A 25,275-nucleotide genomic window follows, 5' to 3' on the forward strand; every position below is an offset into this window, starting at 1 on the left:
CGGAGCACTCGTCGGTGGTGCCGGTGATTGTAGAAGCAGGGCCCGGGGCGCCGCCGGGGGCTTCCCCGGGACTCCCGCCGCTGATATAGCTAACGTACTGGTTCGTACATTAGCGTCCCCTCGGGAGGTCCGCGTGGCCAAGGACTCGTATCTCGTCGGGCTGGTCGGGGCCGGCATAGGTCCCTCGCTCAGCCCCGCCCTGCACCAGCGGGAGGCGGACCGGCAGGGCCTGCGCCACCTCTACCGGCTCCTCGACATCGACGTCCTCGGCGTCGCCCCGGAGGCCGTCGGCGACCTGGTCCGGGCCGCCCGCGACCTCGGCTTCGACGGGCTCAACATCACTCACCCCTGCAAGCAGCTCGTCCTCGATCACCTGGACGCGCTCGACCCGCGCGCCGAGGCGCTCGGCGCGGTCAACACCGTCGTCTTCGGCGAGGACGGCCGGGCCGTGGGCCACAACACCGACGTCACCGGCTTCGCCGCGTCCTTCGCGCGCGGCCTGCCGGACGCCCCGCTGGAGCGGGTCGTCCAGCTCGGCGCGGGCGGCGCGGGCGCGGCGGTGGCGCACGCCGTGCTGACCCTGGGCGCGGGGCGGGTGACGGTCGTCGACGCGCTGCCCGGCCGCGCGGCCGCGCTCGCCGAGTCGCTCGCACGGCACTTCGGCCCCGGCCGGGCGCAGGCGGCGGCCGTCGAACAGCTGCCGGCGCTGCTGGCGGAGGCCGACGGTGCGGGCGGACTCGTCCACGCGACCCCTACGGGTATGGCCGCGTACCCCGGACTGCCGCTGCCCGCCGAGCTGTTGCAGGCCGGACTGTGGGTGGCCGAGGTGGTGTACCGGCCGTTGGAGACCGAGCTGGTGCGGGCCGCGCGGGAGCGCGGCTGTGCCGTGCTGCCCGGGGGCGGAATGGCCGTGTTCCAGGCCGCGGACGCGTTTCGGCTGTTCACGGGGGTGGAGCCGGACAGTGGGCGCATGCTGGGGGACTTCGCGGAGCTGGTGGGGGCCGAGCGTTCGGGGAGTGTGGCCTGATGACCGGTGCGGGCTTCGGCGGGGTCGACCGCGCCCCCGCGGCGGAGCCGCATGCCGGCACGGCCCGCGCCCCTTACGGGGTGCTGCCCACCTCCATCGCCACCGTCTCTCTCAGCGGCTCCCTCACCGAGAAGCTCACCGCCGCCGCGCGGGCCGGGTTCGACGGGGTGGAGATCTTCGAGAACGACCTGCTCGCCAGCGCGCTCCCGCCCGGAGAGGTCCGCGCCCGGTGCGCCGATCTCGGGCTGCGGATCGACCTGTACCAGCCGATGCGGGACATCGAGGCCGTGCCGGAGGAGGTCCACGCCGGAAACCTGAAGCGCGCCCGGCACAAGTTCGAGCTGATGCGGCGCCTCGGCGCCGACACCGTGCTCGTGTGCTCCAGCGTCAGTCCGCTCGCCGTGGACGACGACGCCCTCGCCGCGGCACAACTCTCCCAACTCGCCGACATGGCCAAGGAGTTCGGGATCCGGGTGGCGTACGAGGCCCTGGCCTGGGGGCGGCACGTGAACACGTACGACCATGCGTGGCGCATCGTCGAGGCGGCCGGACATCCCGCGCTCGGCACCTGCCTGGACAGCTTCCACATCCTCTCCCGCGGCTCGGACCCCCGCGGCATCGCGGACATCCCCGGCGACAGGATCTTCTTCCTCCAGCTCGCCGACGCACCGCTGCCGGCCATGGACGTCCTCCAGTGGAGCCGCCACCACCGCTGCTTCCCCGGCCAGGGCGGACTCGATGTCGCGGGGCTGCTGCGGCACGTCCTCGACGCCGGCTACCGGGGGCCGTTGTCGCTGGAGGTGTTCAACGACGTCCACCGGCAGGCCGACGCCGCCGCCACCGCCGTGGACGCCCACCGGTCCCTGCTGCTGCTCCAGGAGGCCGTCGGCGCCGCCGAGTTGCCGCCGCCGGTCGTCCCCACGGGGATCGCCTTCGCCGAACTCCTCACCGCGGACGCCGAACCGGTCACCGCCCTGCTGGCCGCCCTCGGCTTCGCCCGCACCGCCCGGCACCGCGGCAAACCCGTCGACCTGTGGGAGCGCGGTGCGGCCCGGATCCTCGTCAACACCGCCGCCGACCGCCGCGACGGCACCCGGCTCGCCGCGATCGGGCTCGCGTTCCCCGACCCCGCCGGCGCCGCCCGCCGCGCCGAGGCCCTGCACGCCCCCGTCCTGCCCCGCCGTCGCGCTCTCGAGGAGGCCGTGCTGGACGCGGTGTCCGCGCCCGATGGCACGGAGCTGTTCTTCGTCGCCGACGGCGCTTCGGGCGCGTCCGGGCTCCCCGACTGGCGGGGCGACTTCGCCGCGCTGCCGGACGCCCCTGGGCCCGCGGACGCCACCCGCATCGACCGCCTCGCCCCCGTCCTGGCCCGCCGTCGCGTTCCCGAGGAGGCCGTGCTGGACGCGGTGGCCGCGCCCGATGGCAGGGAGCTGTTCTTCGTCGCCGACGAGGCCTCCGACGTATCCCGGCTCCCGCACGGGCGGGGCGACTTCGCCGCGCTGCCGGACGCCCCCGGGCCCGCGGACGTCACCCGTGTCGACCACCTCGCCCTCACCCAGCCCTGGCACCGGTACGACGCGGCGACGCTGTTCCACCGCGGCGTCCTCGGGCTGGACGCCCGCGAGAGCATCGACCTCGCCGACCCCTACGGGCTGCGCCGCAGCAGGGCCGTCGCGAGCGCCGACGGCGCTGTCCGTATCGCGCTCACCGTCGGCGCGGCGCCCGCCGACGGGACGGTGCACGCCGCGCACATCGCGCTGGCCACCGACGACGTGGTGGCCGCCGCCCGCGCGCTGCGTGCGGCCGGCGGCCGCCTGCTGCCGGTCCCGGACAACTACTACGACGACCTCGCCGCCCGGTTCGTTTTCGCCGAGGGCGAGTTGGAGACGTACCGCGAGCTCGGCATCCTCTACGACCGCGACGCGGACGGCGCCTTCCGGCACTGCTACACCGAGACGGTCGGCCGGGTCTTCTTCGAACTCGTCCAGCGCGATCCCGGCCACCAGGGGTACGGCGCCGCCAACGCGCCGGTGCGGCTCGCGGCTCAGCACACAGGACGGCTCTTGCGATGAACTGACCGGCCTCTTACCGGATCTCTCGTAGGGGTGAGAGGCCGGTGAGACCTCCACCGGATTCAGCTCCGGTTCAGGCTCCGTACATCTCCGGACGCGGATACTCCGCAAGATCCGGTATGCGCGCTGCGCCCGTATCACCACGTTTTCCGGGAGCCTGAAAGGCCGTTCATGCTGAGCACCCCCACCGAGTCGGTCGTCCGGGACGGCGGGCCGCCGCCCGCGGCCGCGCCCCGCCCGCGTACCCAGCGGTACGAACGCCCGGTACTGGTGGCCATAGCCGCACTCGCCGCGCTGCTGTGCCTGTGGGGCCTCGACCACAGTTCGTTCCACGGCTTCTACGCCGCCGCGGTGCGCAGCATGACGGACAACCCGGTCGCGTTCTTCTTCGGCTCCTTCGACCCGGGAAACACCCTCACCATCGACAAACTGCCCGGCTTCCTGTGGCCGCAGGCCCTGTCGGCGCTGGTGTTCGGCTTCCACCCGTGGGCGCTGGTGCTGCCGCAGGCCCTGGAGATCGTCGCCTCGGTGGTCCTGCTCCATGTGGTGGTCCGGCGCTGGGCGGGCGTGCCCGCCGGGCTGCTGGCGGCGGCCTTCCTGGCCCTCACCCCGGTGACCGTCGGCCTCGGCCGGTCCGTCACCGAGGACGCCCCGTTCGTCCTGCTGCTCCTGCTCGCCGCCGAGGCGGCCTGGCGGGCGACCGAGCGGGGCCGGGTGGGCCCGCTGCTGCTCTCCGGGTTCTGGGTGGGCGTCGCCTTCCAGTGCAAGATGCTGGAGGCCTGGGCGGTGCTGCCCGCGCTCGCCGCCACCTACCTGGTCGCCGCTCCGCCGAGTCTGCGCCGCCGGCTGCGGGACCTCGCGCTCGCCGGCGCGGTCATGTTCGCGGTGTCGGTGTCATGGATGGTCGCGGCCACCCTCACCCCGGGCTCCGCCCGTCCGTATCTCGACGGCACCACCGACAACTCGGCGTTCGGGCTGGTCGTCGGCTACAACTTCCTCACCCGCTTCCACACCGTCGGTGTCGACGCGGCCGGCACCGGCAGTGTCGCGCCCAACGAGAGCCTGCGGGCGGCCGGTTCGGGCCCCGGCATGGGCGACAGCGTGTGGAAGATGTTCAGCCCCGGGCTCGCCACCCAGACCGGGTGGCTCTACCCGCTCGCCGCGCTCGGGCTCGCCGGCGGCGCCGTGGCGCTGTGGCGGCGCCGCCCGGCCCGCACGGACCGGGTGCTCGCGGGCCAGGTGCTGTGGGGCGTGTGGCTGGGGACGTTCTTCTTCGTCTTCAGCTTCGGCAGCGTCACCGGGCACACCTACTACATGGGCGTGGTCGCGGTCGCGCTCGCCGCGTTCGCCGGTGCCGGTGTCGTACGGGCCTGGCGGGCCGGGCTCAGGGGCGGCCCGCGGGCCTGGGTGCTGCCGGCGGCGCTCGCCGCGAACGCCGCCTGGTGCGTGGCGCTGGCCCTGTGGTCCCCGCACTTCCTGCCCTGGTCGGCCCCGGCCGCCGGCGCCCTCGCGGTGCTCGCCCTGGCCCTGACCGCGTTCCGGCACCGCCCGCGCGCGGCCCGCGCCGGTCTGGCCGTGGGCCTGGCCGCGGCCCTGCTCGTGCCCGCCGCCTGGTCGGCGTCGGCCCTGTCGCTGCGCTACAACCAGCCCGGCTCGCTGGCCCGGGTCGGCCCCAGCAGCCACCGTCCGGGCAACCCGCTCGCCCAGCTCACCTCCACCCAGCAGCACGTGCTCGGCTATCTCACCGCGCACCGGCACGGCGCCGAGTACCTGGCCGCCGTCCCCGGCTGGTGGTCCGCCGCGCCGTACGTCATCTCGGCGAACGCGCACGTCATGCCCATGGGCGGCTTCACCGGACGGGTCCCGTACCCCTCGTCCGCCCGCTTCCACCAGCTGGTCGACTCCGGCCGGCTGCGCTACGTCGTCCTGAAGCGGACCGACATCCGGGCCGCGCGCGGACACGGTAAGCACACGCTCGTCGGCGGGCTGGTGCGCTGGACGGCCGACCACTGCGCCCTCGTCCCGGCGGCCGCGTACGACGGCTCGCGCGACCACGCGCACCGGCTGTACGACTGCGGCCCGGCCCACCGCAAGGGGTGAACCGGGCCGCGGGGCGGGCGGGCGTACGGCCGACGGCCGTCAGGCCCGCCTGTTCCACTCGGCGATCACGGGCCGGCCGTGCTCGGTGGAGAGCCGGCTGACCGTGCCGGTGGCCAGCTGGAACAGCCGGCCCTCGGCGGGCGCCAGGCCCAGCCGGCGGGCGGTGAGCACCCGCAGGAAGTGGGCGTGGGCGACGAGGACCACGTCCCCGGCGCCCTCGGCGAGCGCCGTGTCGACCCGCGCCAGCACCCGGTCGGCGCGGGCGCCGATCTGCGCGGGCGACTCGCCCGGGTGGCCCTCGGGGCCGGGCGGCACACCCTCGGTCCACAGGTCCCAGCCGGGGCGGCCGGCGTGGATGTCGACCGTGGTGATGCCCTCGTAGCCGCCGTAGTCCCACTCGTGCAGGTCGGGGTCGGTCACGAGCCCGCTCAGACCCGCCAGTTCGGCGGTGCGTATCGCGCGGCCCAGCGGGCTGGCCAGCGCGCGGGCGTACGTCCGCCCGGTGAGGAGCGGGGCGAGGGACTTGGCCTGTTCCTCGCCGTGCTCGGTCAGGGGCAGGTCGGTCCAGCTGGTGTGCTGGCCCGACCGGCTCCACTCCGTCTCACCGTGGCGGACCAGCAGGAGGTCCCCCACGGTGGTTCAGTCCTTCTTCTCGACCGCGTGGCCGCCGAACTGGTTGCGCAGCGCGGCGATCATCTTCATCTGCGGCGAGTCGTCCTGGCGCGAGGCGAACCGGGCGAAGAGCGACGCCGTGATCGCGGGCAGCGGGACGGCGTTGTCGATGGCCGCCTCGACCGTCCAGCGGCCCTCGCCGGAGTCCTCCGCGTAGCCGCGCAGCTTCTCCAGGTGCTCGTCCTCGTCCAGGGCGTTGACCGCGAGGTCGAGCAGCCAGGAGCGGATGACGGTGCCCTCCTGCCAGGAGCGGAACACCTCGCGCACGTTCTCCACGGAGTGCACCTTCTCCAGCAGCTCCCAGCCCTCGGCGTACGCCTGCATCATGGCGTACTCGATGCCGTTGTGGACCATCTTGGAGAAGTGCCCGGCGCCGACCCGGCCCGCGTGGACGTAGCCGTAGGGGCCCTCCGGCTTGAGCGCCTCGAAGATCGGGTGCAGCCGCTCGACGTGCTCCTTGTCGCCGCCGACCATGAGCGCGTAGCCGTTCTGCAGGCCCCACACGCCGCCGGAGACACCGGCGTCGACGAAGCCGATGCCCTTGATGGCGAGGGCGGCGGCGTGCTTCTCGTCGTCGGTCCAGCGGGAGTTGCCGCCGTCGATGACCGTGTCGCCGGGCTGGAGCAGGTCGCCGAGTTCGTCGACGACGGTCTGGGTGGCGGTGCCGGCCGGGACCATCACCCAGATGTGGCGGGGCGCGTCGAGCTTCTCGACCAGCTCTTCGAGGGACTTGACGTCGGAGACGTCGGGGTTGCGGTCGTAGCCGATGACGGTGTGGCCGGCGCGGCGGATCCGCTCGCGCATGTTGCCGCCCATCTTGCCGAGACCGATGAGACCGAGCTGCATGATCAGTTCTCCGTTGCGTTCTTGAGAGTGCGGTAGGCGGCGACGAGGGCCCGGGAGGAGGGGTCGAGACCGGGGACGTCCGCGCCTTCGGTGAGGGCGGGCTCGACGCGCTTGGCGAGGACCTTGCCGAGTTCGACGCCCCACTGGTCGAAGGAGTCGATGTTCCAGATCGCGCCCTGGACGAACACCTTGTGCTCGTAGAGGGCGATGAGCTGGCCGAGCACGGACGGGGTCGGCTCGCCGGCCAGGATCGTGGTGGTGGGGTGGTCGCCGTGGAAGGTGCGGTGCGCCACCTGCTCCTCGGCCACGCCCTCCGCGCGGACCTCCTCGGCGCTCTTGCCGAAGGCGAGGGCCTGGGTCTGGGCGAAGAAGTTGGCCATCAACAGGTCGTGCTGCGCCTTGAGTTCCCTGCTCAGCTCGTCGGCCGGGCGGGCGAAGCCGATGAAGTCCGCCGGGATCAGCTTGGTGCCCTGGTGGATCAACTGGTAGTAGGCGTGCTGCCCGTTGGTGCCCGGGGTGCCCCACACGACCGGACCGGTCTGCCACTCGACGGGCCGGCCGTCGCGCTGCACCGACTTGCCGTTGGACTCCATGTCCAGCTGCTGGAGGTAGGCGGTGAACTTCGACAGGTAGTGGCTGTACGGCAGCACCGCGTGCGACTGCGCGTCGAAGAAGTCGCCGTACCAGACGCCCAGCAGGCCGAGCAGCAGCGGGGCGTTGGCCTCGGCGGGGGCGGTGCGGAAGTGCTCGTCGACCAGGTGGAAGCCGTCCAGCATCTCGCGGAAGCGGTCCGGGCCGATCGCGATCATCAGGGACAGCCCGATCGCGGAGTCGTACGAGTAGCGGCCGCCGACCCAGTCCCAGAACTCGAACATGTTGTCCGGGTCGATGCCGAACTCGGTGACCTTCCCGCCGTTCGTCGACAGGGCCACGAAGTGCTTCGCCACGGCCTTGTCGTCGCCGTCGAAGGCCTTGAGCAGCCAGGACCGCGCCGAGGTCGCGTTGGTGATCGTCTCGATCGTGGTGAACGTCTTGGACGCGACGATGAACAGGGTCTCCGCCGGGTCCAGGTCACGGGTCGCCTCGTGCAGGTCGGCGCCGTCCACGTTGGACACGAAGCGGACCGTCAACTCCCGTGCGGTGTACGGGCGCAGGGCCTCGTACGCCATCGCGGGCCCGAGGTCGGAGCCGCCGATGCCGATGTTGACGACGTTCCTGATCCGCTTGCCGGTGTGGCCGGTCCACTCGCCGGAGCGGACGCGGTCGGCGAAGCGCGCCATCTTGTCGAGGACGGCGTGCACCTTCGGCACCACGTTCTCGCCGTCGACCTCGATCACCGCGTCGCGCGGGGCGCGCAGCGCGGTGTGCAGCACGGCCCGGTCCTCGGTGACGTTGATCTTCTCGCCGCGGAACATGGCGTCGCGCAGGCCGGAGACGCCGGTGGCGGTGGCGAGTTCCTGCAGCAGCGCCAGCGTCTCGTCGGTGATCAGGTGCTTGCTGTAGTCGATGTACAGGTCCCCGACCCGTACGACGTACCGCTCGGCGCGGCCGGGGTCCTGCGCGAACAGCTCGCGCAGGTGCGGCCTGCCCTCGGCGCGGTGGTCGGCGAGAGCCGTCCACTCGGGCCGGTGGGTGAGCTGGGGGAACCCGGAATGCTGGGTCGCTGCCATGTCAGGCGTTCTCCTTGGCGGCCTCGCCCTTCAGGGCGATGGCGTACATCTCGTCGGCGTCGAGGCGGCGCAGCTCCTCGGCGATGAGTTCGGAGGTGGGGCGGACCTTGAGCGCGAGGGTGCGCGGCGGCTGGCCCGGCAGGGTCAGCGTCGCGAGCGGGCCCTCGGGCCGGTCGATGACGATCTCGCCGTTCGCGGTGCCGAGGCGCACGGCGGTGACGACCGGTCCGGCGGTGACCACGCGGTCCACCTGCACCTTCAGCCGGGCCTCCAGCCAGCGCGAGAGCAGTTCGGCGCTGGGGTTGTCGGCCTCGGCCTCGACGGCCGCCGACGTGATCTTCGTGCGGGCCTGGTCCAGGGCGGCGGCCAGCATCGAGCGCCACAGCGTCAGCCGGGTCCAGGCGAGGTCGGTGTCGCCGGGCGCGTAGTTGCGGGCCCGGGTCTCCAGGACCTCCATCGGCTTGAGCGCCGCGTACAGGTCGGTGATCCGGCGCTGGGCGAGCGCGCCGAGCGGGTCCCGGGACGGGGTGTCGGGGGCCTCCACCGGCCACCACACCACGACCGGGGCGTCCGGCAGCAGCAGCGGCAGGACGACCGAGTCGGCGTGGTCGGACACCTCGCCGTAGGTGCGCAGCACGACCGTCTCGCCGGCGCCGGCCTCCGAGCCGACCCGGACCTCGGCGTCGAGCCGGGAGTGGGTGCGGTCGCGCAGGGTGCGGACGTGCCGCTTGATGACGACCAGGGTCCGCGAGGGGTGCTCGTGCGAGGCTTCCTCGGCGGCCTTGATCGAGTCGTAGGCGTTCTCCTCGTCCGTGACGATGACCATCGTCAGGACCATGCCCACGGCCGGGGTACCGATGGCGCGGCGGCCCTGCACCAACGCCTTGTTGATCTTGCTTGCCGTGGTGTCGGTCAGGTCGATCTTCATGGCCTGCGCCAGCTCCGTCCGTCTCGTGCGAGCATCTCGTCGGCTTCCGTCGGTCCCCAGCTGCCCGACGCGTACTGCGCCGGACGGCCGTGCGCCGCCCAGTACTCCTCGATCGGGTCGAGGATCTTCCAGGACTCTTCCACTTCCTGGTGACGGGGGAACAAATTCGCGTCGCCGAGCAGCACGTCCAGGATGAGCCGCTCGTACGCCTCCGGGCTCGACTCGGTGAACGACTCGCCGTAGGCGAAGTCCATCGACACGTCCCGGATCTCCATCGAGGTGCCCGGCACCTTGGAGCCGAAGCGGACGGTCATGCCCTCGTCGGGCTGGACACGGATGACGATCGCGTTCTGGCCCAGCTCCTCGGTCGCCGTGGAGTCGAAGGGGGAGTGCGGGGCCCGCTTGAAGACCACCGCGATCTCGGTGACGCGGCGGCCCAGCCGCTTGCCGGTGCGCAGGTAGAACGGCACGCCCGCCCAGCGGCGGTTGTCGATGCCCAGCTTGATCGCGGCGAAGGTGTCGGTCTTCGACGCGGGGTCGATGCCGTCCTCCTGGAGGTAGCCGACGACCTTCTCGCCGCCCTGCCAGCCCTCGGCGTACTGCCCGCGCACGGTGTGCTCGCCGAGCTCCGCCGGCAGCCGCACCGACTTGAGCACCTTCAGCTTCTCGGTGAGCAGCGCCTCCGCGTCGAACGCGATCGGCTCCTCCATGGCGGTGAGCGCCATCAGCTGGAGCAGGTGGTTCTGGATGACGTCACGGGCGGCGCCGATGCCGTCGTAGTAGCCGGCCCGGCCGCCGATGCCGATGTCCTCGGCCATGGTGATCTGCACGTGGTCGACGTACGACCGGTTCCAGATCGGTTCGTACATCTGGTTGGCGAAGCGCAGCGCCAGGATGTTCTGGACGGTCTCCTTGCCCAGGTAGTGGTCGATGCGGAACACCTGGTCCGGCTCGAACACGTCGTGCACGAGCGCGTTCAGCTCGCGGGCGCTGCCGAGGTCGTGGCCGAACGGCTTCTCGATGACCGCGCGCCGCCAGGAACCCGCGGGCGGGGAGGCCAGGCCGTGCTTCTTCAGCTGCTGCACGACCTTCGGGAAGAACTTCGGCGGCACCGAGAGGTAGAAGGCGAAGTTGCCGCCGGTGCCGCGGGAGGCGTCCAGTTCCTCGACGGCGTCCTTGAGCTGCTTGAACGCGGTGTCGTCGTCGAAGTCGCCGGGGATGAACCGCATGCCCTCGGCGAGCTGCTGCCACACCTCCTCCCGGAACGGGGTGCGGGAGTGCTCACGCACGGAGTCGTGCACGACCTGCGCGAAGTCCTGGTCCTCCCACTCCCGGCGGGCGAAGCCCACCAGCGAGAAGCCCGGCGGCAGCAGACCGCGGTTGGCCAGGTCGTACACGGCCGGCATCAGCTTTTTGCGGGACAGGTCACCGGTCACCCCGAAGATGACCAGACCGGACGGACCGGCGATCCGGGGCAGGCGCCGGTCACGGGTGTCCCGCAGCGGGTTCTCCCAGCCGGCGGCCGGACCCAGCGGAACGGTCACCTGCGCCGGCGCCTTCGTCCGTGCCTGCGACTTCACCGGTGCCTGCGCCTTCGCGGGTGCCGCGGCGGCAGGTGCCGCGTCGGCGGGCGCGTTCTCGGTCATCGGGCGTCAACTCCCTTGTTCTCCAGGGACTTCGCTACGGCGTCCAGCAGGTCCTGCCAGGCCGCCTCGAACTTGGCGACGCCCTCGTCCTCCAGCTGCTGGACGATCTCGTCGTAGGAGATGCCGAGCTTCTCGACCGCGTCGAGGTCGGCACGGGCCTCGCCATAGCCGCCGGTCACCGTGTCGCCGGTGATCTCGCCATGGTCGGCGACCGCGTTCAGCGTGGCCTCCGGCATCGTGTTGACGGTGCCGGGCGCGACCAGCTCGTCCACGTACAGGGTGTCCTTGTACGCGGGGTCCTTCACACCGGTGGACGCCCACAGCGGACGCTGCCTGTTGGCCTTGTCCCCGGCGAGCGCCAGCCAGCGCCCGGAGCCGAAGACCTCCTCGTACGCCTCGTAGGCGAGCCGGGCGTTGGCGAGGGCCGCGCGGCCCTTGAGGGCGAGGGCCTCGCCGGTGCCGAGCGCGGTCAGCCGCTTGTCGATCTCGGAGTCCACGCGGGAGACGAAGAAGGACGCCACCGAGTGGATCGTGGCGAGGTCGATACCGCGCTCGCGGGCCTTCTCCAGGCCGGCCAGGTAGGCGGCCATGACCTCGCGGTAGCGCTCCAGCGAGAAGATCAGGGTCACGTTCACGCTGATGCCGAGCCCGACGACCTCCGTGATCGCCGGCAGGCCCGCCTTCGTCGCCGGGATCTTGATCATCACGTTGGGCCGGTCCACCAGCCAGGCGAGCTGCTTGGCCTCGGCGATCGTGGCCTCGGTCGCGTGGGCGAGGCGCGGGTCGACCTCGATGGAGACGCGGCCGTCACGCCCCTCGGAGGCGGTGTATACAGAATGCAGAATATCGGATGCGGCCCGCACGTCGGCGGTCGTCATCATCCGCACCGCCTCGTCCACCGTCACCCCGCGCACGGCGAGATCGGTGAGCTGCTCCTCGTACCCCGCACCGGAGCCGATGGCGGCCTGGAAGATCGACGGGTTGGTGGTGACACCGACGACGTTCTTGTCCTCGATCAGCTCCGCCAGGTTGCCCGAGGCGATACGCCCCCGCGACAGGTCGTCCAGCCAGACGGAGACCCCCTCGTGGGCGAGGCGCTCAAGGGCTCCGGCGGTGGCGATTGCTTCGGTCACGTCAGTCATCTTTCTTGATTTCGGGTTGAGTTGTCTTGTCGCGTCGGGTTCAGGCGCGCGCGGCGGCGAGCGACGCGCGGGCCTGGGCGGCGACGTTCTCGGGGGTGAAGCCGAATTCCGCGAACAGGGTCTTCGCGTCGGCCGAGGCGCCGAAGTGCTCCAGGGAGACGATCCGGCCCGCGTCGCCGACGTAGCGGTACCAGGTCAGACCGATCCCGGCCTCCACGGCGACCCGGGCCTTCACGGACGGCGGGAGGACGGAGTCCTTGTACGCCTGGTCCTGCTCCTCGAACCACTCCACGGACGGCATCGACACCACGCGCGTGGCGATCCCCTCCGCCTCCAGCGTCTCCCGCGCGGCCACGGCCAGCTGCACCTCGGAACCCGTCGCGATGATGATCACCTCCGGGACCTCTGCCTGGGACTCGCGCAGCACATAGCCGCCCTTGGCCGCGTCCTCGTTCGGCGCGTACACCGGCACGCCCTGGCGGGTGAGCGCGAGCCCGTGCGGGGCGGGGCTGGTGGCGTGCCTCTTCAGGATCTCGGCCCAGGCGATCGCGGTCTCGTTGGCGTCCGCCGGGCGGACGACGTTCAGGCCCGGAACGGCCCGCAGCGAGGCCAGGTGCTCGACCGGCTGGTGGGTGGGGCCGTCCTCGCCGAGGCCCACGGAGTCGTGCGTCCAGACGTACGTCACCGGGAGCTGCATCAGCGCCGACATCCGTACGGCGTTGCGCATGTAGTCGGAGAACACCAGGAAGGTGCCGCCGTAGATCCGGGTGTTGCCGTGCAGGGCGATGCCGTTCATCTCCGCGGCCATGGAGAACTCGCGGATCCCGAAGTGGACGGTACGGCCGTACGGGTCGGCCCCGGGCAGCGGGTTGCCCTCGGGCAGGAACGAGCTGGCCTTGTCGATCGTCGTGTTGTTGGAGCCGGCGAGGTCGGCGGAGCCGCCCCACAGCTCGGGGATCACCGGGCCGAGCGCCTGGAGGACCTTGCCGGAGGCGGCCCGGGTCGCGACCGACCTGCCCTCCTCGAACACCGGCAGCGCGTCCTGCCAGCCGGCGGGCAGCTCGCCCTTGCCGACCCGCTCGAACAGCGCGGCCCGCTCCGGCTGGGCGCCGGCCCACTCGGCGATCCGCTTGTCCCAGGCGGCGTGTGCCTCCGCGCCCCGGTCCAGGGCCCGGCGGGCGTGCGTGAGGACCTCGTCGTCGACCTGGAAGGCCTGCTCGGGGTCGAAGCCGAGAAGCCGCTTGGTGGCCGCGATCTCGTCCGCACCGAGCGCGGAGCCGTGGGAGGCCTCGGTGCCCCGCGCGTTCGGGGCGGGCCAGGCGATGACCGTGCGCATCGCGATGATCGACGGCCGTCCGGTCTCGGCCTGCGCCGCCTTCAGCGCCCGGTACAGGGCCTCCGGGTCGACGTCGCCCTCGGCGGTCGGCTCGATGCGCTGGGTGTGCCAGCCGTAGGCCTCGTACCGCTTCAGTACGTCCTCGGAGAAGGCGGTGGCGGTGTCGCCCTCGATGGAGATGTGGTTGTCGTCGTAGACGAAGACCAGGTTGCCGAGCTTCTGGTGGCCGGCCAGCGAGGAGGCCTCGGCGGAGACGCCCTCCTCCAGGTCGCCGTCGGAGACGATCGCCCAGACGGTGTGGTCGAAGGGGGAGGTGCCCCGCGGGGCCTGCGGGTCGAACAGGCCGCGCTCGTAGCGGGCGGCCATGGCCATGCCGACGGCGTTGGCGACGCCCTGGCCGAGCGGGCCGGTGGTGGTCTCGACGCCGGCGGTGTGGCCGTACTCCGGGTGGCCGGGCGTCTTGGACCCCTGGGTGCGGAAGGCCTTCAGGTCGTCCAGCTCCAGCTCGTACCCGGCGAGGAACAGCTGCGTGTAGAGGGTCAGCGAGGTGTGACCGGGGGAGAGGACGAAGCGGTCACGACCGGCCCACTCAGGGTCGGCAGGGTCATGACGCATCACCTTCTGAAAGATCGTGTATGCGGCAGGCGCCAGGCTCATCGCCGTGCCCGGGTGCCCGTTGCCGACCTTCTGTACCGCGTCGGCCGCCAGCAGACGGGCCGTGTCGACGGCGCGCCGGTCCAGGTCGGTCCACTCGAAGCCGTCGGAAGTCTGCGCGCTCATCTTCAAGAAATCCTCGTTCAGTGCGGAATGGCTGGCCGGACGCGTTCAAACTTAAAAGTCTGACTTTTTAGAAGGAAGGTCGGGGTGTGTCAGTCTGTGGTGAATCTGGGACAGCGATCACGGAGCAGGGACGGCGCGAACAGGACATGGCTGACAGAACGCCACAAGCTGACAGGAGTGCCACGGACGGTGACGGCGACGCAGACGCCGGCGGGATCAGGACCTTCCCCTTCCCGACCGAGCTGGCCGTCGGCCGGGTCGGCATGCAGGTCGGCCCCATGGGCACCGGCCGCACCTGGCACGCCGACGCCCCGCTGGAGCGCGTCCACCGCATCGACTTCCACGTCGTCATGCTCTTCACCGAGGGCCCCGTACGCCACATGATCGACTTCGCCGAGTACGAGGCCTCGGCGGGCGACCTGCTGTGGATCCGCCCGGGACAGGTCCACCGCTTCTCCCGCGAGAGCGCCTACCACGGAACCGTCCTCACCATGCAGCCCGGCTTCCTGCCCCGCGCCACCGTCGAGGCCACCGGCCTGTACCGCTACGACCTCCCGCCCCTGCTCCACCCCGACCCCGACCGGCTCACCGCTCTGCAGGCCGCACTCGACCAGCTCCGCCGTGAGTACGAGGACACCGCCACCCTCCCGCTCAGCCTGCACACCGCCGTCCTCCGGCATTCCCTCACCGCGTTCCTGCTGCGCCTCGCCCACCTCGCGGCCAGTTCCGCCGAGGTCTCCCGGCAACAGACGGACAGCACGTTCACCCGGTTCCGGGACGCCGTCGAGCAGGGCTTCGCCGCCAACCACAGCGTCAGCGCCTACGCCGACGCCCTCGGTTACTCCCGCCGCACCCTCGTGCGCGCCGTGCGCGCCGCCACCGGCGAGACCCCGAAGGGCTTCATCGACAAACGCGTGATCCTGGAGGCCAAACGCCTCCTCGCGCACACCGACCTGCCGATCGGCCGCGTCGGCGCGGCCGTCGGCTTCCCCGACGCGGCGAACTTCTCCAAGTTCTTCCAGCTGCACACCGGCCGGACACCGGTGGGATTCAGGGCGGAGCTGCGCTGAGAGGCGTGCACAGACGGGAAGAGGGTGGAGCCACGCACGCGCGTGGAGCCACCCTCTTCCCGTCTGCGGCCGGCGTCAGTGCCCGAAGTCGAACCAGTTCACGTTCACGAAGTCGGCCGGCTGGCCGCTGGAGAAGGTCAGGTAGACGTCGTGGGTGCCGGTCACCGTGCTGATGTTGGCCGGGACCGTCCGCCAGGACTGCCAGCCGCCGGTGTTGCCCACCGCGAAGCTGCCGATCGGGGCGCTGGTGGGGCTGTCCAGCCGCACCTGGACCAGACCGCTCACCCCGGACGCGGCCCCGCTCGCCACCCGGGCGTAGAACTGCGTGGCCGCCGTGGAGCCGAAGTCCACGCCCTTGTACGACACCCAGTCGCCGTTCGCGATGTAGCCGATGTCCTGCCCGCCGCCGGTGTCCGTGGTGGTCTCGGTGCCGATGCCGGACTGGCCGTCGTAGGACTCGGCCTGGATCGGGCTGTAGGCGTCGCGGTTGCCCGGCGGGGGAGTGCCGCCGCTGCCGCCGGACTGGAGCACCTGGACGTAGTCCACGACCATCGGGTGTCCCGGGTCGGTGGCGCCGGTCGGGCCGCCGCCGAACGCCGCGGGGAAGCCGCCGCCCATGGCCACGTTCAGGATGACGAAGAAGCCGTGGTTCGTCGCGTTGGCCCAGGTCGTCGCGTCCACCTGATTCGCCGTGACCGTCTGGTAGTTGACGCCGTCGACGAAGAAGCGGATCGCCTCCGGGCTCACCGAGCGGTCCCACTCCATCGTGTAGGTGTGGAAGCCGGACTGGCACGTGGTGTTCGGGCAGGCCGTGGAGTTGCCGAGGCCGGTGGTCTCGTTGCAGGGGCCGCCGGGGCTGGTGCCGCAGTGCATGGTGGCCCAGGTCTTGTTCAGGCCGTTGACGTTCTCCATGACGTCCAGCTCGCCGACGCCCGGCCAGTTCTGGTAGTTGCCGCGGTACGGCGCGCCCAGCATCCAGAAGGCGGGCCAGTAGCCGGCGGCCGCGTCCCCGGTCACGTTCGGCATCTGGATCCGGGCCTCCACGCGCAGCTTGCCGCCGGCCGGGGGCTGGAAGTCGGTGCGGGTGGTCTCGATCCGGCCCGAGGTCCAGTTGCCGGAGGCGTCGCGGCGCGGTGTGATGAGCAGGTCGCCGTTGCCGTCGAGCGCCACGTTGTTCGTGCTCGACGTCATCGACTCGACCTCGCCGGTGCCCCAGTTCGCGGCGCCGCCCGGGTACGAAGTCCCGGTGTCGTACTGCCAGTTCGAGGTGTTCACGCCGGAGCCGGCCGCCCCGTCGAAGTCGTCCAGGAAGACCTGGGACCAGCCGGACGGGGGCGCGGGCGCGGAGGCGTTCGCGGGTGCGGTGGCGGCCGTGGCGAGCGCCGCGGACAGACCGAGCGTCGCGACGACGGCGACGAGCGCGCGGCGCAGGGGGCGGTGCCGCGGCGGCCGGGGTCTGGGTATGCCGGAGGGTGCGTTCATGGGGGCCTCTCGGGTGTACGGGGGTGCGGGGTACGGGAGTCGCGGGGTGCACGAGGTGGGAGAGCGCTTCCGTGGCCGGTCGTCTGAGAGCGCTCTCAGGGTGCCGCCAATGTGCTCCCCGTCCCTGCGGCCGTCAAGCCTTGAAACAAGGAAAGTGCTTGATTCGCGGGGGAGTTCACGGGGTGAAGCCACCCGTACCCGCTCAGACCGCGTCGGCACCACCACCGACACCGCCGCGACCACCTCCCCGCCCGGGCCGCGCACTTCGGCGAGCGTGCGCCGCAGCCCTGCAGGGTCGGTGAGCGTGTACTACGGGGTGAACGAGGCCGGCGGCCCCGCGCAGTACTCCTCCCGGACGGCCGGGTCGGCGTGCGCGACGAGGGTGAGGCCGGCACCGCCGAGGTGCCGGCCGGCTTCGGCGTCGGGACATGCCCTGGGCGTCGAGGCCGGCGGGGGAGACCGCCGGGTCGGCCCGGACGGGGAGCTGCTGCTCGGGCTGGTGATCCTCGGTGCGGGGGGGTGCCTCTATGTCTTTCGTCAAGCGAGGCGTGGGGTTCGGGGTTCGTAGAAGGTGCCGTCGCGGAGCATTGCGAACAGCACGTTGATCCGCTGGCGGGCCAGGCGGAGAAGTGCCTGGGTGTGGGTCTTCCCGCGGGCCCGGCATCGGTCGTAGTAGGTGCGGGAGGCGGGATCGTGCAGTGCAGCGAACGCGGACAGGAACATCGCCCGCTTGAGCTGCCGGTTGCCGCCTCTGGGCGCATGTTCTCCATGGATCGAGGTCCCGGACGACTTGGTCGTCGGGGCCAGGCCCGCGTAGGAGGCCAGGTGAGCGGCGGTGGGGAAGCTGGTGCCGTCGCCGACGGTGACCAGCAAGGTGGCGGCGGTCCTGACCGCGACCCCCGGAAGCGAGGTCAGGACCGCGGAAAGAGGGTGAGCCTCCAGCAGCTGTCCGATCTGCGCTTCCAGGGCTCGTCGCTGTTCGTGGACGGCCGCGAGCGAACGGGCCAGCGACGGGATCACGACGTCGAGGGTGCCGGTGCCCGGGACCACGACGGTCTGCTCGTCGAGCGCGTCGAAGACCTCGTCGATCAGCCGGGCCGCCATGCGCGGAGCCTTGGGCCGGATCACCTCGACGAGTCTGCGGCGACCGGCTTTTCGCAGGGCGGCCGGGGATCCGTAGCGTTCAAGCAGCCAGGTCACGGCGGGGTGGTCCAGGCGCGGTCCGAGGACGCGTTCCAGGCTGGGGTGGAACTGGGTGAGCAGGCCGCGTATCCGGTTCGAGGTGCGGGTGGCCTCGGCTGCCAGGTCCTGGTCGAAGCCGACCAGCACGGTCAGTTCCGCGGTGATCTCGTCGGTCAGTTCCAACGAGCGCAGGGTATGCGGCATGGTCCGTGCGGCGTCCGCGATCACCGCGGCGTCCTTCGCGTCGGTCTTCGCCTCGCCCGGGTAGAGATCGGCGATCCGTCGCATGGAGAGGCCGGGCAGGTAGGCGACCTTGCAGCCGGTGGACCGGGCGACGGTCAGGGGCAGGGCTCCGATGGAGGCCGGCTGGTCGACGATGACCAGCACGGTGCCGAACTTCGTGGCCAGTTTGTCGAAGACGGCCCGCAGTTTCGGCTCGCTGTTGGGCAGCTGCTTGTCGAAGACTTTCTTGCCGGCCGGGGTGAGTCCGTGCCCGTGATGGGCGCTCTTGCCGACGTCCAGGCCGAGGAAGACGCCCACGTCGTCGATGTCGTCCAACCCATCCTCCCGAACGGGGTTCGTGCGGTGCTGGCCAGGGCGTTGGCGTCGTATGTGCGCATCCACGTTATGCAGACCTGCCGCCCGCAAGCGGCCGGGCATTGCGCCGGGCCAGGCGGTAGTCGGACCTCTCATCAGCGTCTCCAACGGCGCCTCTCGGGCCCGGTGGCACCACCCCCCAGGTCATCGGTTCGACAGGGGGGACCAGCCATGCCGGGCCCGGAGGCCAGCAGTCCTCTTGCAGGACCGCGGAAAACATAACGGGGGAGTCAGTGGGTCATGAAGGCGGTGACGGGCAGCGCCCGGGAGACGATCCGTACGTCACCGAGGCGGCCGTGCAGGATCTGGTCGATCTTTCCCGCGTACTCGTAGCCGCCGAGCAGCCACGGCAGTCCGACGGAGGTGATCCCGACGGCCGGGGCCTTCGGGTTGCGGACGACCGGGCAGCCTTCCACGTAGAGGGTGGTGCGGGTGCCGTCGTTGACGACCGCGAGGTGCCGCCAGGTCTCCAGCGGCGTCTCCTGCCCCCAGTTGGTGGCGATGCCCTCCTGGTCGAGCGGCCGCATCGCCCACTGCGGCTCACGGTCGTCCGACAGCGAGAGGGTGGCCAGCGGCTCGTCGGGGTCGTCGCCGGTCTTGCCGGCCGCGCCACCCGTGCCGGTCCGGCCGACGATGCCCGACCAGGCGTGATGGGCTGGGTCCCAGTCGGCCGGGAGGCGGTAGAAGGCCTCGATGGTGTAACCGTTGCCGAAAGTGGCCGAGTTGAGCGGCGCACCGTCCACCGTGCGCAGATACGCGCCCTTCAGCGGGGACTTGTACCCCTGGAACTCCAGGCTGCCGTGGCCCGGCTGGTCGGGGTGGTGGTCCGCCGACCAGCCGAGCGTGCCGCCGCCCACGGGGACCACGGTGAGGTCGTTGCCCCGGCCGGACAGGTCGCGCACGGTGCCGGAGACCGCCGACTCGAAGCGCCAGTACGCGGCCGTGCCCGGGATCAGCATCGTCGACGCGGGCCGCGCGGGGCGGGCCGGCACCGGGGCGAAGCCGGCGAAGCGGGCCGCGAAGTCGATGTCCACCGAGAAGCGGTCCGCGTCGCCGCTCAGCTCCAGTTCCTGCCGCTCCAGCGCGTTCAGGCCCTCGGCGGCCCGGCCGAGGATCCACGGGGAGACGGTTTCGACGTCGATGACGTTCCGGTCCAGGTCGAAGCGGTACAGCCGGATCATCGCCGCGCCGCCGAAGTAACGGTTCTGGTAGTTCGTGAGGTGCAGGTGCACCGCGTTGCCCGTCGCGTTCGTACGGACCGCCCGCCCGGCCGGCCAGTAGTGGCCGTTCAGGGTGAGGAAGATCTGGTCGTGGTCCGCGATGAGCCGGTCCCACAGCTGCTGCCCGTAGTCCGACAACTGCTCGTCCCCGGCGGCGAGTTCGTGCGTGGTCAGGACGACGGGGGTCCTCGGGTGCCGGGCGAGGAAGTCCTTCGCCCACGCGTACCCCTGGTCCGACAGCCGCCAGTCCAGTGCGAGCACCAGCCACTCCCGCCCGGCCGCGCGGAAGAGGTGGTAGGTGTTGTAGCCGTCCGAAGAGGCCCCGCCGAAGGTCGGCTTGCCCCGGAAGCGCCGCGGACCGAAGGTCTCCAGGTACGGCGTCGGGCCGCGCTGGTCGTCCGTCGAGGACTTCACGTCGTGGTTGCCGGCCAGCACGCTGTAGCCGACGCCCCTGCGGTCGAGGATCCCGAACGCCCTGCCGATCGCGGCGAATTCGGCCTCGGCGCCGTTCTGGGTGAGGTCGCCGAGGTGGGACAGGAAGACGATGTTCTCGTCCTTCCCGTGCTGCGACAGGTAGCGCAGCGACGCCTCGACCGGCGCCGCGTCGATGCTCGGCCCGTCGAACAGGTACTGGGTGTCGGGCATCACCGCGAGCGTGAAGCGACGGCTCTCCGGATCGGGGCCCCGGCCGGCCTTCTCCGCCGCCTCGGCCACGGCCGGCACCGCGACCCCGGCCGTGGCGGCGGCGCCCAGCAGCGCGGTGGCCCTGAGGAAACTGCGTCGCCCGGCACCGGCCTGCGCGGCCTCGCCCCGGACGGGGTCATGCGACGTACACACGTGTGCTCCGTAAAGGTCGCTGAAGATCACTGGAAGTCAATGGAGGTCGCTGGGAAACGCGGAGCGGTGGAGGTCAGAGGGCGCGCAGGGGGCGGCCGCGGCGGCGGTTCACGGCCGGTGCCGGGCGGGACGGCGGCCTGACGACACTCCCGGCCTCGGTGTGCCCGGCGAGCGCGGCGCGTTCGGGAAACCAGGCGGGGCCGGCGGTGGTCGCGGCGCCGGCGTCGGCCGTGGCCGGCAGCGGGATCCGGGGCGCGCACAGCTCCGTACCGCACGGCGCCCCCGGCTCGTCCGTCGCCGTCAGCACCCGCAGGGTCAGCCAGGCGGCGCCGCCGTCCCGTGGCAGCCCGAACGGCAGAGGCACCGCCGCCGTCTCGCCCGGCCGCAGATCGGGCAGTTCGGCCGGGGCGGCCAGGATCCTGCCGTCGGCCCGCACCAGCTCCCAGGTCGCCGCCAGCCGGCCGAGACCGGGGACGTGGTGGTCGTTGGCGAGGACGATTCCCTCGTGCCGGTGGCACCGGATGCGGACCGCGGCCCCGCGCTCCCGGTGCTCGTACGGCCCGCTGTCCATGCGCCCGGCCGGTCTTCCGTCGCTCACGCGCTGCACCATTCCGTGGCCCCGGGACCGGCGGATGAAGCCACCCTGAAGAGCCGGGGTGGACTCGGTAACCGATGACGGAAAGTGATTCCTCACCGGCCCCCGACCGGGTTCGCTCACCGGACGGCCCCCTTGGCGAGGTCCCCGATGATCTGCCGGGCGCCGATCGCGAACACGATCAGCAGCGGGACCAGGGCGAGCAGGGCACCGGTCATCACCATGCCGTAGTCGGTGGTGCCGTGGGTGCCGTTCAGCCGGGAGAGGGCGACCGGGAGGGTGACGTTGTCGGGGTCGGTCAGGGGCCAGGCGTAGTCGTTCCACTGGCTCATGAAGGTGAAGATGCCGAGGAAGGCCAGCCCGGGCCGGACCACGTGCCAGTACTGGCGCAGGAAGCGCGCGCCGTCGATGCGGGAGGCGTCCAGGAGCTCGTCGGGGATCGCGCGCCGCATGTACGGGCGCATCCAGAGGATACCGAAGGCGTTGGCCGACGCCGGCACGATCAGCGAGGTCATCGAGCCGATCCAGCCGAGCTTCGCCATGATCACGAACTGTGGGACGGCAGCCAGCTGCGCCGGCACCATGAAGATCAGCATGAGCAGCGCGAACGGCGGCCGTCTGCCGGGAAAGGCGAACTTGGCGAAGACGAACGCGGCCAGCGCGGAGTCGGAGTGCGGGTCGGGCGAAGCCGTCGGTGCGGGCCGGTCCGGCGCGGGGCGGGGGCGGGGGCGGCGCGCACCGGCGAGGCCGCGGGTGCGGGCCGCGCCGGCGGGGTGACCGGGGCCGGGCAGGGCGGCGGGCCCGGGTCGGCGGGCAGGCGGTCGGCGAGGAGGCCGTAGGCGCGCCGCAGTTCGGGGTCGCTCCGCGCCCGCCACCAGCGGTCGACGCCGTACCAGCCGGGGGCCGCGAGCGCCCCGCCGTGCCGGGCCACCGACGGACCGGCGGCGAGGACGGCGAACCGCAGCCGCTCGGCCAGCGGCCAGCCGCCGAGCGAGGCGGCCACGAAGCTCGCGCCGAAGACGTCGCCGGCGCCGGACGCGTCCACGACATCGATGTCGAGGGCCGGGACCTCGGCGCACTCGCCGGTCGTCTGGTCGACGGCGACCGCGCCCCGGTCGCCGCGCGTCACCACGGCGACCGGCACCAGCTCCGCGAGCGCGCCGAGCGCGGCCACGGCGGTGCCGGTGCGGGTGCAGGCCGTCGCCTCCGCCTCGTTGGGCAGGAAGGCGTGGCACAGCGCGAGCTGGTCGAGCACGTCCCGGGACCACCGGCGGGCCGGGTCCCAGCCGACGTCGGCGAAGACGCGGGTGCCGTTCGCGGCGGCCTTGCCGAGCCAGGCGGGTGCCTCGGCCTCCAGATGGACCAGCGCGGTGCGCGCGGCGGGCGGGTCGCCCGGCAACTCGTCCTGGGAGTACGGCGGTTCCTCGCCGTGGGTGATCAGCGCGCGGTCGGCGCCGGGTGCCCCGGGCAGGGCGAGGGCGACGGTGACCGGGGTCGGCCAGCCGGGTGCCGTGCGCGACGGCGCGAGGCCGACGCCCTCCTGTCCCGCCAGTACCTCCTGGCACCAGGCGCCGTAGAAGTCGTCGCCGAACACCGTGGCCAGCGAGGTGTGCAGGCCGAACCGGGCGGCGGCGACGGCCAGGTTGGCGATGCCGCCGGGGCCGCAGCCCATGCCGGAGGTCCAGGTCTCCTCGCCGGGCACCGGCGGCCCCGGCAGCCCGGTGAGGACGAGGTCGTAGAAGAGCAGCCCGGTCAGCAGCACGTCGGGCCGCTCGTCGTCCACTGACACGAAGACGTCCTCTCGGCGGCGTCGGATCGGCGGAACCCTGTCGGTCGTCGGAACGCTTCAGAACACTTCAGGTCGGTGCACGGAATCGTGCGCTCCCCGAGCCGAGTTGGTCAATAGTCAAGTAAAACTGAGCATGGGACTGAGCGGAGATGACGAGTACTGTTCATGCCGTGCTGGCAGAACGACGACATCAACGCATCCTGAGCGTCCTGCGCTCCGGCGGCCCGGCCTCCGTCGCCGAGCTGTCCGAGCAGCTCGGCGTCAGCCCGGCCACCGTCCGCCGTGACCTGGTCAGACTGGAGGAGGACGGCCTGCTCACCCGCGTCCACGGCGGCGCGGTCGTCGAGGAGGGCGACCAGCCCTTCGCCGAGGTCGCCGAGGTGCGCGTCGACGAGAAGGACGCCATCGCGGCCCGCGCGGCGGCGATGATCACCGACGGCCAGTCGGTCCTGCTCGACATCGGCACCACCGCCTACCGGCTCGCCCGGCACCTGCACGGCCGCCGCCTGACCGTCATCACCAGCAACCTCGTGGTCTACGAGGAGCTGGCCGACGACGAGGACATCGCGCTGGTGCTGCTCGGCGGCATGGTCCGCCGCGAGTACCGCTCTCTCGTCGGCTTCCTCACCGAGGACAACCTCCGCCAGCTGCACGCCGACTGGCTCTTCCTCGGCACCAGCGGGATCCGGCCCGGCGGGCAGGTGATGGACACGACCGTGGTCGAGGTGCCGGTCAAGCGGGCCATGATCGCGGCGAGCGACAAGGTCGTCCTGCTCGCTGACGCCGCCAAGTTCCCGGGCACGGGCATGGCGAAGGTGTGCGGTCCCGAGGACCTGGACGTGGTGGTGACGGACGCGCCGGTGGACCCGGCCACCCGGTCCGTCCTGCGGGAAGCCGGAGTCGAGGTGGTCGTGGCGGACGACCGGGGAAGGGTGCAGACGTGAAACTGACGATTCTGGGCGGCGGCGGATTCCGCGTGCCGCTCGTATACGGTGCACTGCTGGCCGACCACGCCGAAGGGCGGGTCACCGAGGTCGTCCTCCATGACCTGGACGACCGTCGGCTGTATGCAGTATCCCGCGTATTGGATGAACAGGCCGCCGGGATCCCCGACGCGCCCCGGGTGAGCACCACCACCGACCTCGACGAGGCGCTCACCGGCGCCGGCTTCGTCTTCTCCGCGATCCGCGTCGGCGGGCTGGAGGGCCGGGCGAACGACGAGAGGGTCGCGCTCGCCGAGGGCGTCCTCGGCCAGGAGACCGTCGGCGCGGGCGGCATCGCCTACGGCCTGCGCACCGTCCCCGTCGCCGTCGACATCGCCCGCCGCGTGGCCCGCCTCGCCCCCGACGCCTGGGTCATCAACTTCACCAACCCGGCCGGCCTGGTCACCGAGGCCATGTCCCGCCACCTCGGCGACCGTGTCATCGGCATCTGCGACTCGCCCGTCGGCCTCGGCCGCCGCATCGCCCGCGCCCTCGGGGCCGACCCGAAGCGGGCCTTCGTCGACTACGTCGGCCTCAACCACCTCGGCTGGGTGCGCGGTCTGCGCGTCGCCGGACGCGACGAACTCCCGCGCCTGCTCGCCGACCCCGCGCTGCTCGGCTCCTTCGAGGAGGGCAGGCTCTTCGGCACTGACTGGCTCCAGTCGCTCGGCGCGATCCCCAACGAGTACCTGCACTACTACTACTTCAACCGGGAAGCCGTACACGCCTACCAGCAGGCCGAGCGCACCCGGGGTGCCTTCCTGCGTGACCAGCAGGCCCGTTTCTACGACGACGCCCTGCGCCCGGACACCTCCGCGCTGACGGCGTGGGACCGCACCCGGGCCGAGCGCGAGGCCACGTACATGGCCGAGAACCGGGAGAGCGCCGGCGCGGGGGAGCGCGAGGCCGACGACCTGTCCGGCGGGTACGAGAAGGTCGCCCTCGCCCTGATGCGGGCCATCGCCCGCGACGAGCGCACCACGCTGATCCTCAACGTGCGCAACGGCACCACCCTCTCGGCGCTCGACGGCGACGCCGTCATCGAGGTCCCCTGCATGGTCGACGCGAGCGGCGCCCGCCCCGTCGCGGTCACCCCGCTGCCCGGCCACGCCACCGGACTGGTCTGCTCGGTCAAGGCCGTCGAGCGCGAGGTGCTCGCCGCGGCCGAGTCCGGCTCCCGGCACACCGCCGTGAAGGCCTTCGCGCTGCATCCGCTGGTCGACTCGGTCACCGTCGCCCGCAGACTGGTCGAGGGCTACACCGAGGTCCATCCTGGCCTCGCGTACCTTAAGTGAGCAGAC

General features: G+C 72.2%; 17 protein-coding genes and 2 pseudogenes. 6 read left to right on the forward strand and 13 right to left on the reverse strand.

Features of this window, described 5'->3' with window-relative positions; translation table 11 throughout:
- Positions 1-133: 133 nt before the first annotated feature.
- The 3 genes from BIV25_RS43820 to BIV25_RS43830 all read left to right on the forward strand — a co-directional run bounded on the left by BIV25_RS43820 (position 134) and on the right by BIV25_RS43830 (position 5,199).
- Positions 134-1,027, forward strand: a complete 894-nt coding sequence (locus tag BIV25_RS43820; protein WP_071378184.1) for a shikimate dehydrogenase — start codon at positions 134-136, stop codon at positions 1,025-1,027.
- Between the two features lie 83 nt (positions 1,028-1,110).
- Entirely contained in the window at positions 1,111-3,099 is a 1,989-nt protein-coding gene (locus BIV25_RS51835) for a sugar phosphate isomerase/epimerase and 4-hydroxyphenylpyruvate domain-containing protein (RefSeq protein WP_079177280.1), read from the forward strand.
- A 171-nt stretch (positions 3,100-3,270) separates the two neighbouring features.
- Entirely contained in the window at positions 3,271-5,199 is a 1,929-nt protein-coding gene (locus tag BIV25_RS43830; RefSeq protein ID WP_079177278.1) for a glycosyltransferase family 39 protein, read from the forward strand.
- Between the two features lie 39 nt (positions 5,200-5,238).
- Here the strand turns inward: BIV25_RS43830 and BIV25_RS43835 are convergent, their stop codons facing one another.
- From BIV25_RS43835 to tkt, 7 genes are read right to left on the reverse strand one after another with little or no spacing between them, the layout of a single operon-like run.
- On the reverse strand, positions 5,239-5,832 hold the full coding sequence (locus BIV25_RS43835; protein WP_071378185.1) for a histidine phosphatase family protein: 594 nt from the start codon (positions 5,830-5,832) through the stop codon (positions 5,239-5,241).
- A 6-nt stretch (positions 5,833-5,838) separates the two neighbouring features.
- Positions 5,839-6,717, reverse strand: coding sequence for a phosphogluconate dehydrogenase (NAD(+)-dependent, decarboxylating) (gene gnd / locus BIV25_RS43840; protein WP_071378186.1), 879 nt, complete (start codon positions 6,715-6,717; stop codon positions 5,839-5,841).
- Between the two features lie 2 nt (positions 6,718-6,719).
- Positions 6,720-8,387 (reverse strand): glucose-6-phosphate isomerase, encoded by a 1,668-nt coding sequence (gene pgi / locus BIV25_RS43845; RefSeq protein ID WP_071378187.1) that lies wholly within the window; start codon positions 8,385-8,387, stop codon positions 6,720-6,722.
- Position 8,388: 1 nt separating this feature from the next.
- Positions 8,389-9,315, reverse strand: a complete 927-nt coding sequence (opcA, locus tag BIV25_RS43850) for a glucose-6-phosphate dehydrogenase assembly protein OpcA (RefSeq protein ID WP_071378188.1) — start codon at positions 9,313-9,315, stop codon at positions 8,389-8,391.
- Entirely contained in the window at positions 9,312-10,961 is a 1,650-nt protein-coding gene (gene zwf / locus BIV25_RS43855; RefSeq protein ID WP_256257184.1) for a glucose-6-phosphate dehydrogenase, read from the reverse strand. Before zwf ends, opcA begins: the two co-directional genes overlap by 4 nt.
- Positions 10,958-12,103 (reverse strand): transaldolase, encoded by a 1,146-nt coding sequence (gene tal, locus BIV25_RS43860; protein ID WP_071378189.1) that lies wholly within the window; start codon positions 12,101-12,103, stop codon positions 10,958-10,960. Before tal ends, zwf begins: the two co-directional genes overlap by 4 nt.
- Positions 12,104-12,143: 40 nt before the next feature.
- Positions 12,144-14,219, reverse strand: coding sequence for a transketolase (tkt, locus tag BIV25_RS43865; protein WP_071378190.1), 2,076 nt, complete (start codon positions 14,217-14,219; stop codon positions 12,144-12,146).
- A 146-nt stretch (positions 14,220-14,365) separates the two neighbouring features.
- Here tkt and BIV25_RS43870 point away from each other — a divergent pair, with 146 nt between their 5' ends.
- The gene (locus BIV25_RS43870) at positions 14,366-15,289 is read left to right on the forward strand and encodes an AraC family transcriptional regulator (RefSeq protein WP_071378191.1); all 924 of its coding nucleotides are present in this window, start codon (positions 14,366-14,368) and stop codon (positions 15,287-15,289) included.
- A gap of 75 nt (positions 15,290-15,364) precedes the next feature.
- Here the strand turns inward: BIV25_RS43870 and BIV25_RS43875 are convergent, their stop codons facing one another.
- The 6 genes and pseudogenes from BIV25_RS43875 to BIV25_RS43900 all read right to left on the reverse strand — a co-directional run.
- Positions 15,365-16,771 carry a glycoside hydrolase family 16 protein gene (locus tag BIV25_RS43875; RefSeq protein WP_071378192.1) on the reverse strand — a complete coding sequence of 469 codons (1,407 nt, stop codon included), beginning with the start codon at positions 16,769-16,771 and terminating at the stop codon, positions 15,365-15,367.
- A 537-nt stretch (positions 16,772-17,308) separates the two neighbouring features.
- The gene (locus BIV25_RS43880; RefSeq protein ID WP_071378193.1) at positions 17,309-18,511 is read right to left on the reverse strand and encodes an IS110 family transposase; all 1,203 of its coding nucleotides are present in this window, start codon (positions 18,509-18,511) and stop codon (positions 17,309-17,311) included.
- A gap of 269 nt (positions 18,512-18,780) precedes the next feature.
- Positions 18,781-20,607, reverse strand: coding sequence for a LamG-like jellyroll fold domain-containing protein (locus BIV25_RS43885; protein WP_071378218.1), 1,827 nt, complete (start codon positions 20,605-20,607; stop codon positions 18,781-18,783).
- 73 nt (positions 20,608-20,680) lie between these two features.
- Positions 20,681-21,205: a DUF4981 domain-containing protein gene (locus BIV25_RS43890; RefSeq protein WP_143076813.1), complete on the reverse strand. Its 525-nt coding sequence runs from the start codon at positions 21,203-21,205 to the stop codon at positions 20,681-20,683.
- A gap of 116 nt (positions 21,206-21,321) precedes the next feature.
- Positions 21,322-21,864, reverse strand: a pseudogene (locus BIV25_RS43895) (carbohydrate ABC transporter permease); the annotation flags it as partial.
- A gap of 101 nt (positions 21,865-21,965) precedes the next feature.
- Positions 21,966-22,985 (reverse strand): annotated as a pseudogene (locus BIV25_RS43900) (PfkB family carbohydrate kinase); the annotation flags it as partial.
- 176 nt (positions 22,986-23,161) lie between these two features.
- Here BIV25_RS43900 and BIV25_RS43905 point away from each other — a divergent pair.
- Together BIV25_RS43905 and BIV25_RS43910 are read left to right on the forward strand one after the other, a co-directional pair.
- Entirely contained in the window at positions 23,162-23,935 is a 774-nt protein-coding gene (locus BIV25_RS43905) for a DeoR/GlpR family DNA-binding transcription regulator (protein WP_071378195.1), read from the forward strand.
- Positions 23,932-25,269 carry a 6-phospho-beta-glucosidase gene (locus tag BIV25_RS43910; protein ID WP_071378196.1) on the forward strand — a complete coding sequence of 446 codons (1,338 nt, stop codon included), beginning with the start codon at positions 23,932-23,934 and terminating at the stop codon, positions 25,267-25,269. The genes BIV25_RS43905 and BIV25_RS43910 overlap by 4 nt, the downstream gene beginning before the upstream one ends.
- Positions 25,270-25,275 lie beyond the last annotated feature (6 nt).

This window comes from Streptomyces sp. MUSC 14, assembly GCF_001866675.1.
GTDB lineage: Bacteria > Actinomycetota > Actinomycetes > Streptomycetales > Streptomycetaceae > Streptomyces.

Coding starts and splice junctions, on each gene's coding strand:
- BIV25_RS43830 (WP_079177278.1), top strand. CDS start 3,271: ATGCTGAGCACCCCCACCGAGTCGGTCGTCCGGGACGGCGGGCCGCCG.
- gnd (WP_071378186.1), bottom strand. CDS start 6,717: ATGCAGCTCGGTCTCATCGGTCTCGGCAAGATGGGCGGCAACATGCGC.
- pgi (WP_071378187.1), bottom strand. CDS start 8,387: ATGGCAGCGACCCAGCATTCCGGGTTCCCCCAGCTCACCCACCGGCCC.
- opcA (WP_071378188.1), bottom strand. CDS start 9,315: ATGAAGATCGACCTGACCGACACCACGGCAAGCAAGATCAACAAGGCG.
- zwf (WP_256257184.1), bottom strand. CDS start 10,961: ATGACCGAGAACGCGCCCGCCGACGCGGCACCTGCCGCCGCGGCACCC.
- tal (WP_071378189.1), bottom strand. CDS start 12,103: ATGACTGACGTGACCGAAGCAATCGCCACCGCCGGAGCCCTTGAGCGC.
- tkt (WP_071378190.1), bottom strand. CDS start 14,219: ATGAGCGCGCAGACTTCCGACGGCTTCGAGTGGACCGACCTGGACCGG.
- BIV25_RS43870 (WP_071378191.1), top strand. CDS start 14,366: ATGGCTGACAGAACGCCACAAGCTGACAGGAGTGCCACGGACGGTGAC.
- BIV25_RS43875 (WP_071378192.1), bottom strand. CDS start 16,771: ATGAACGCACCCTCCGGCATACCCAGACCCCGGCCGCCGCGGCACCGC.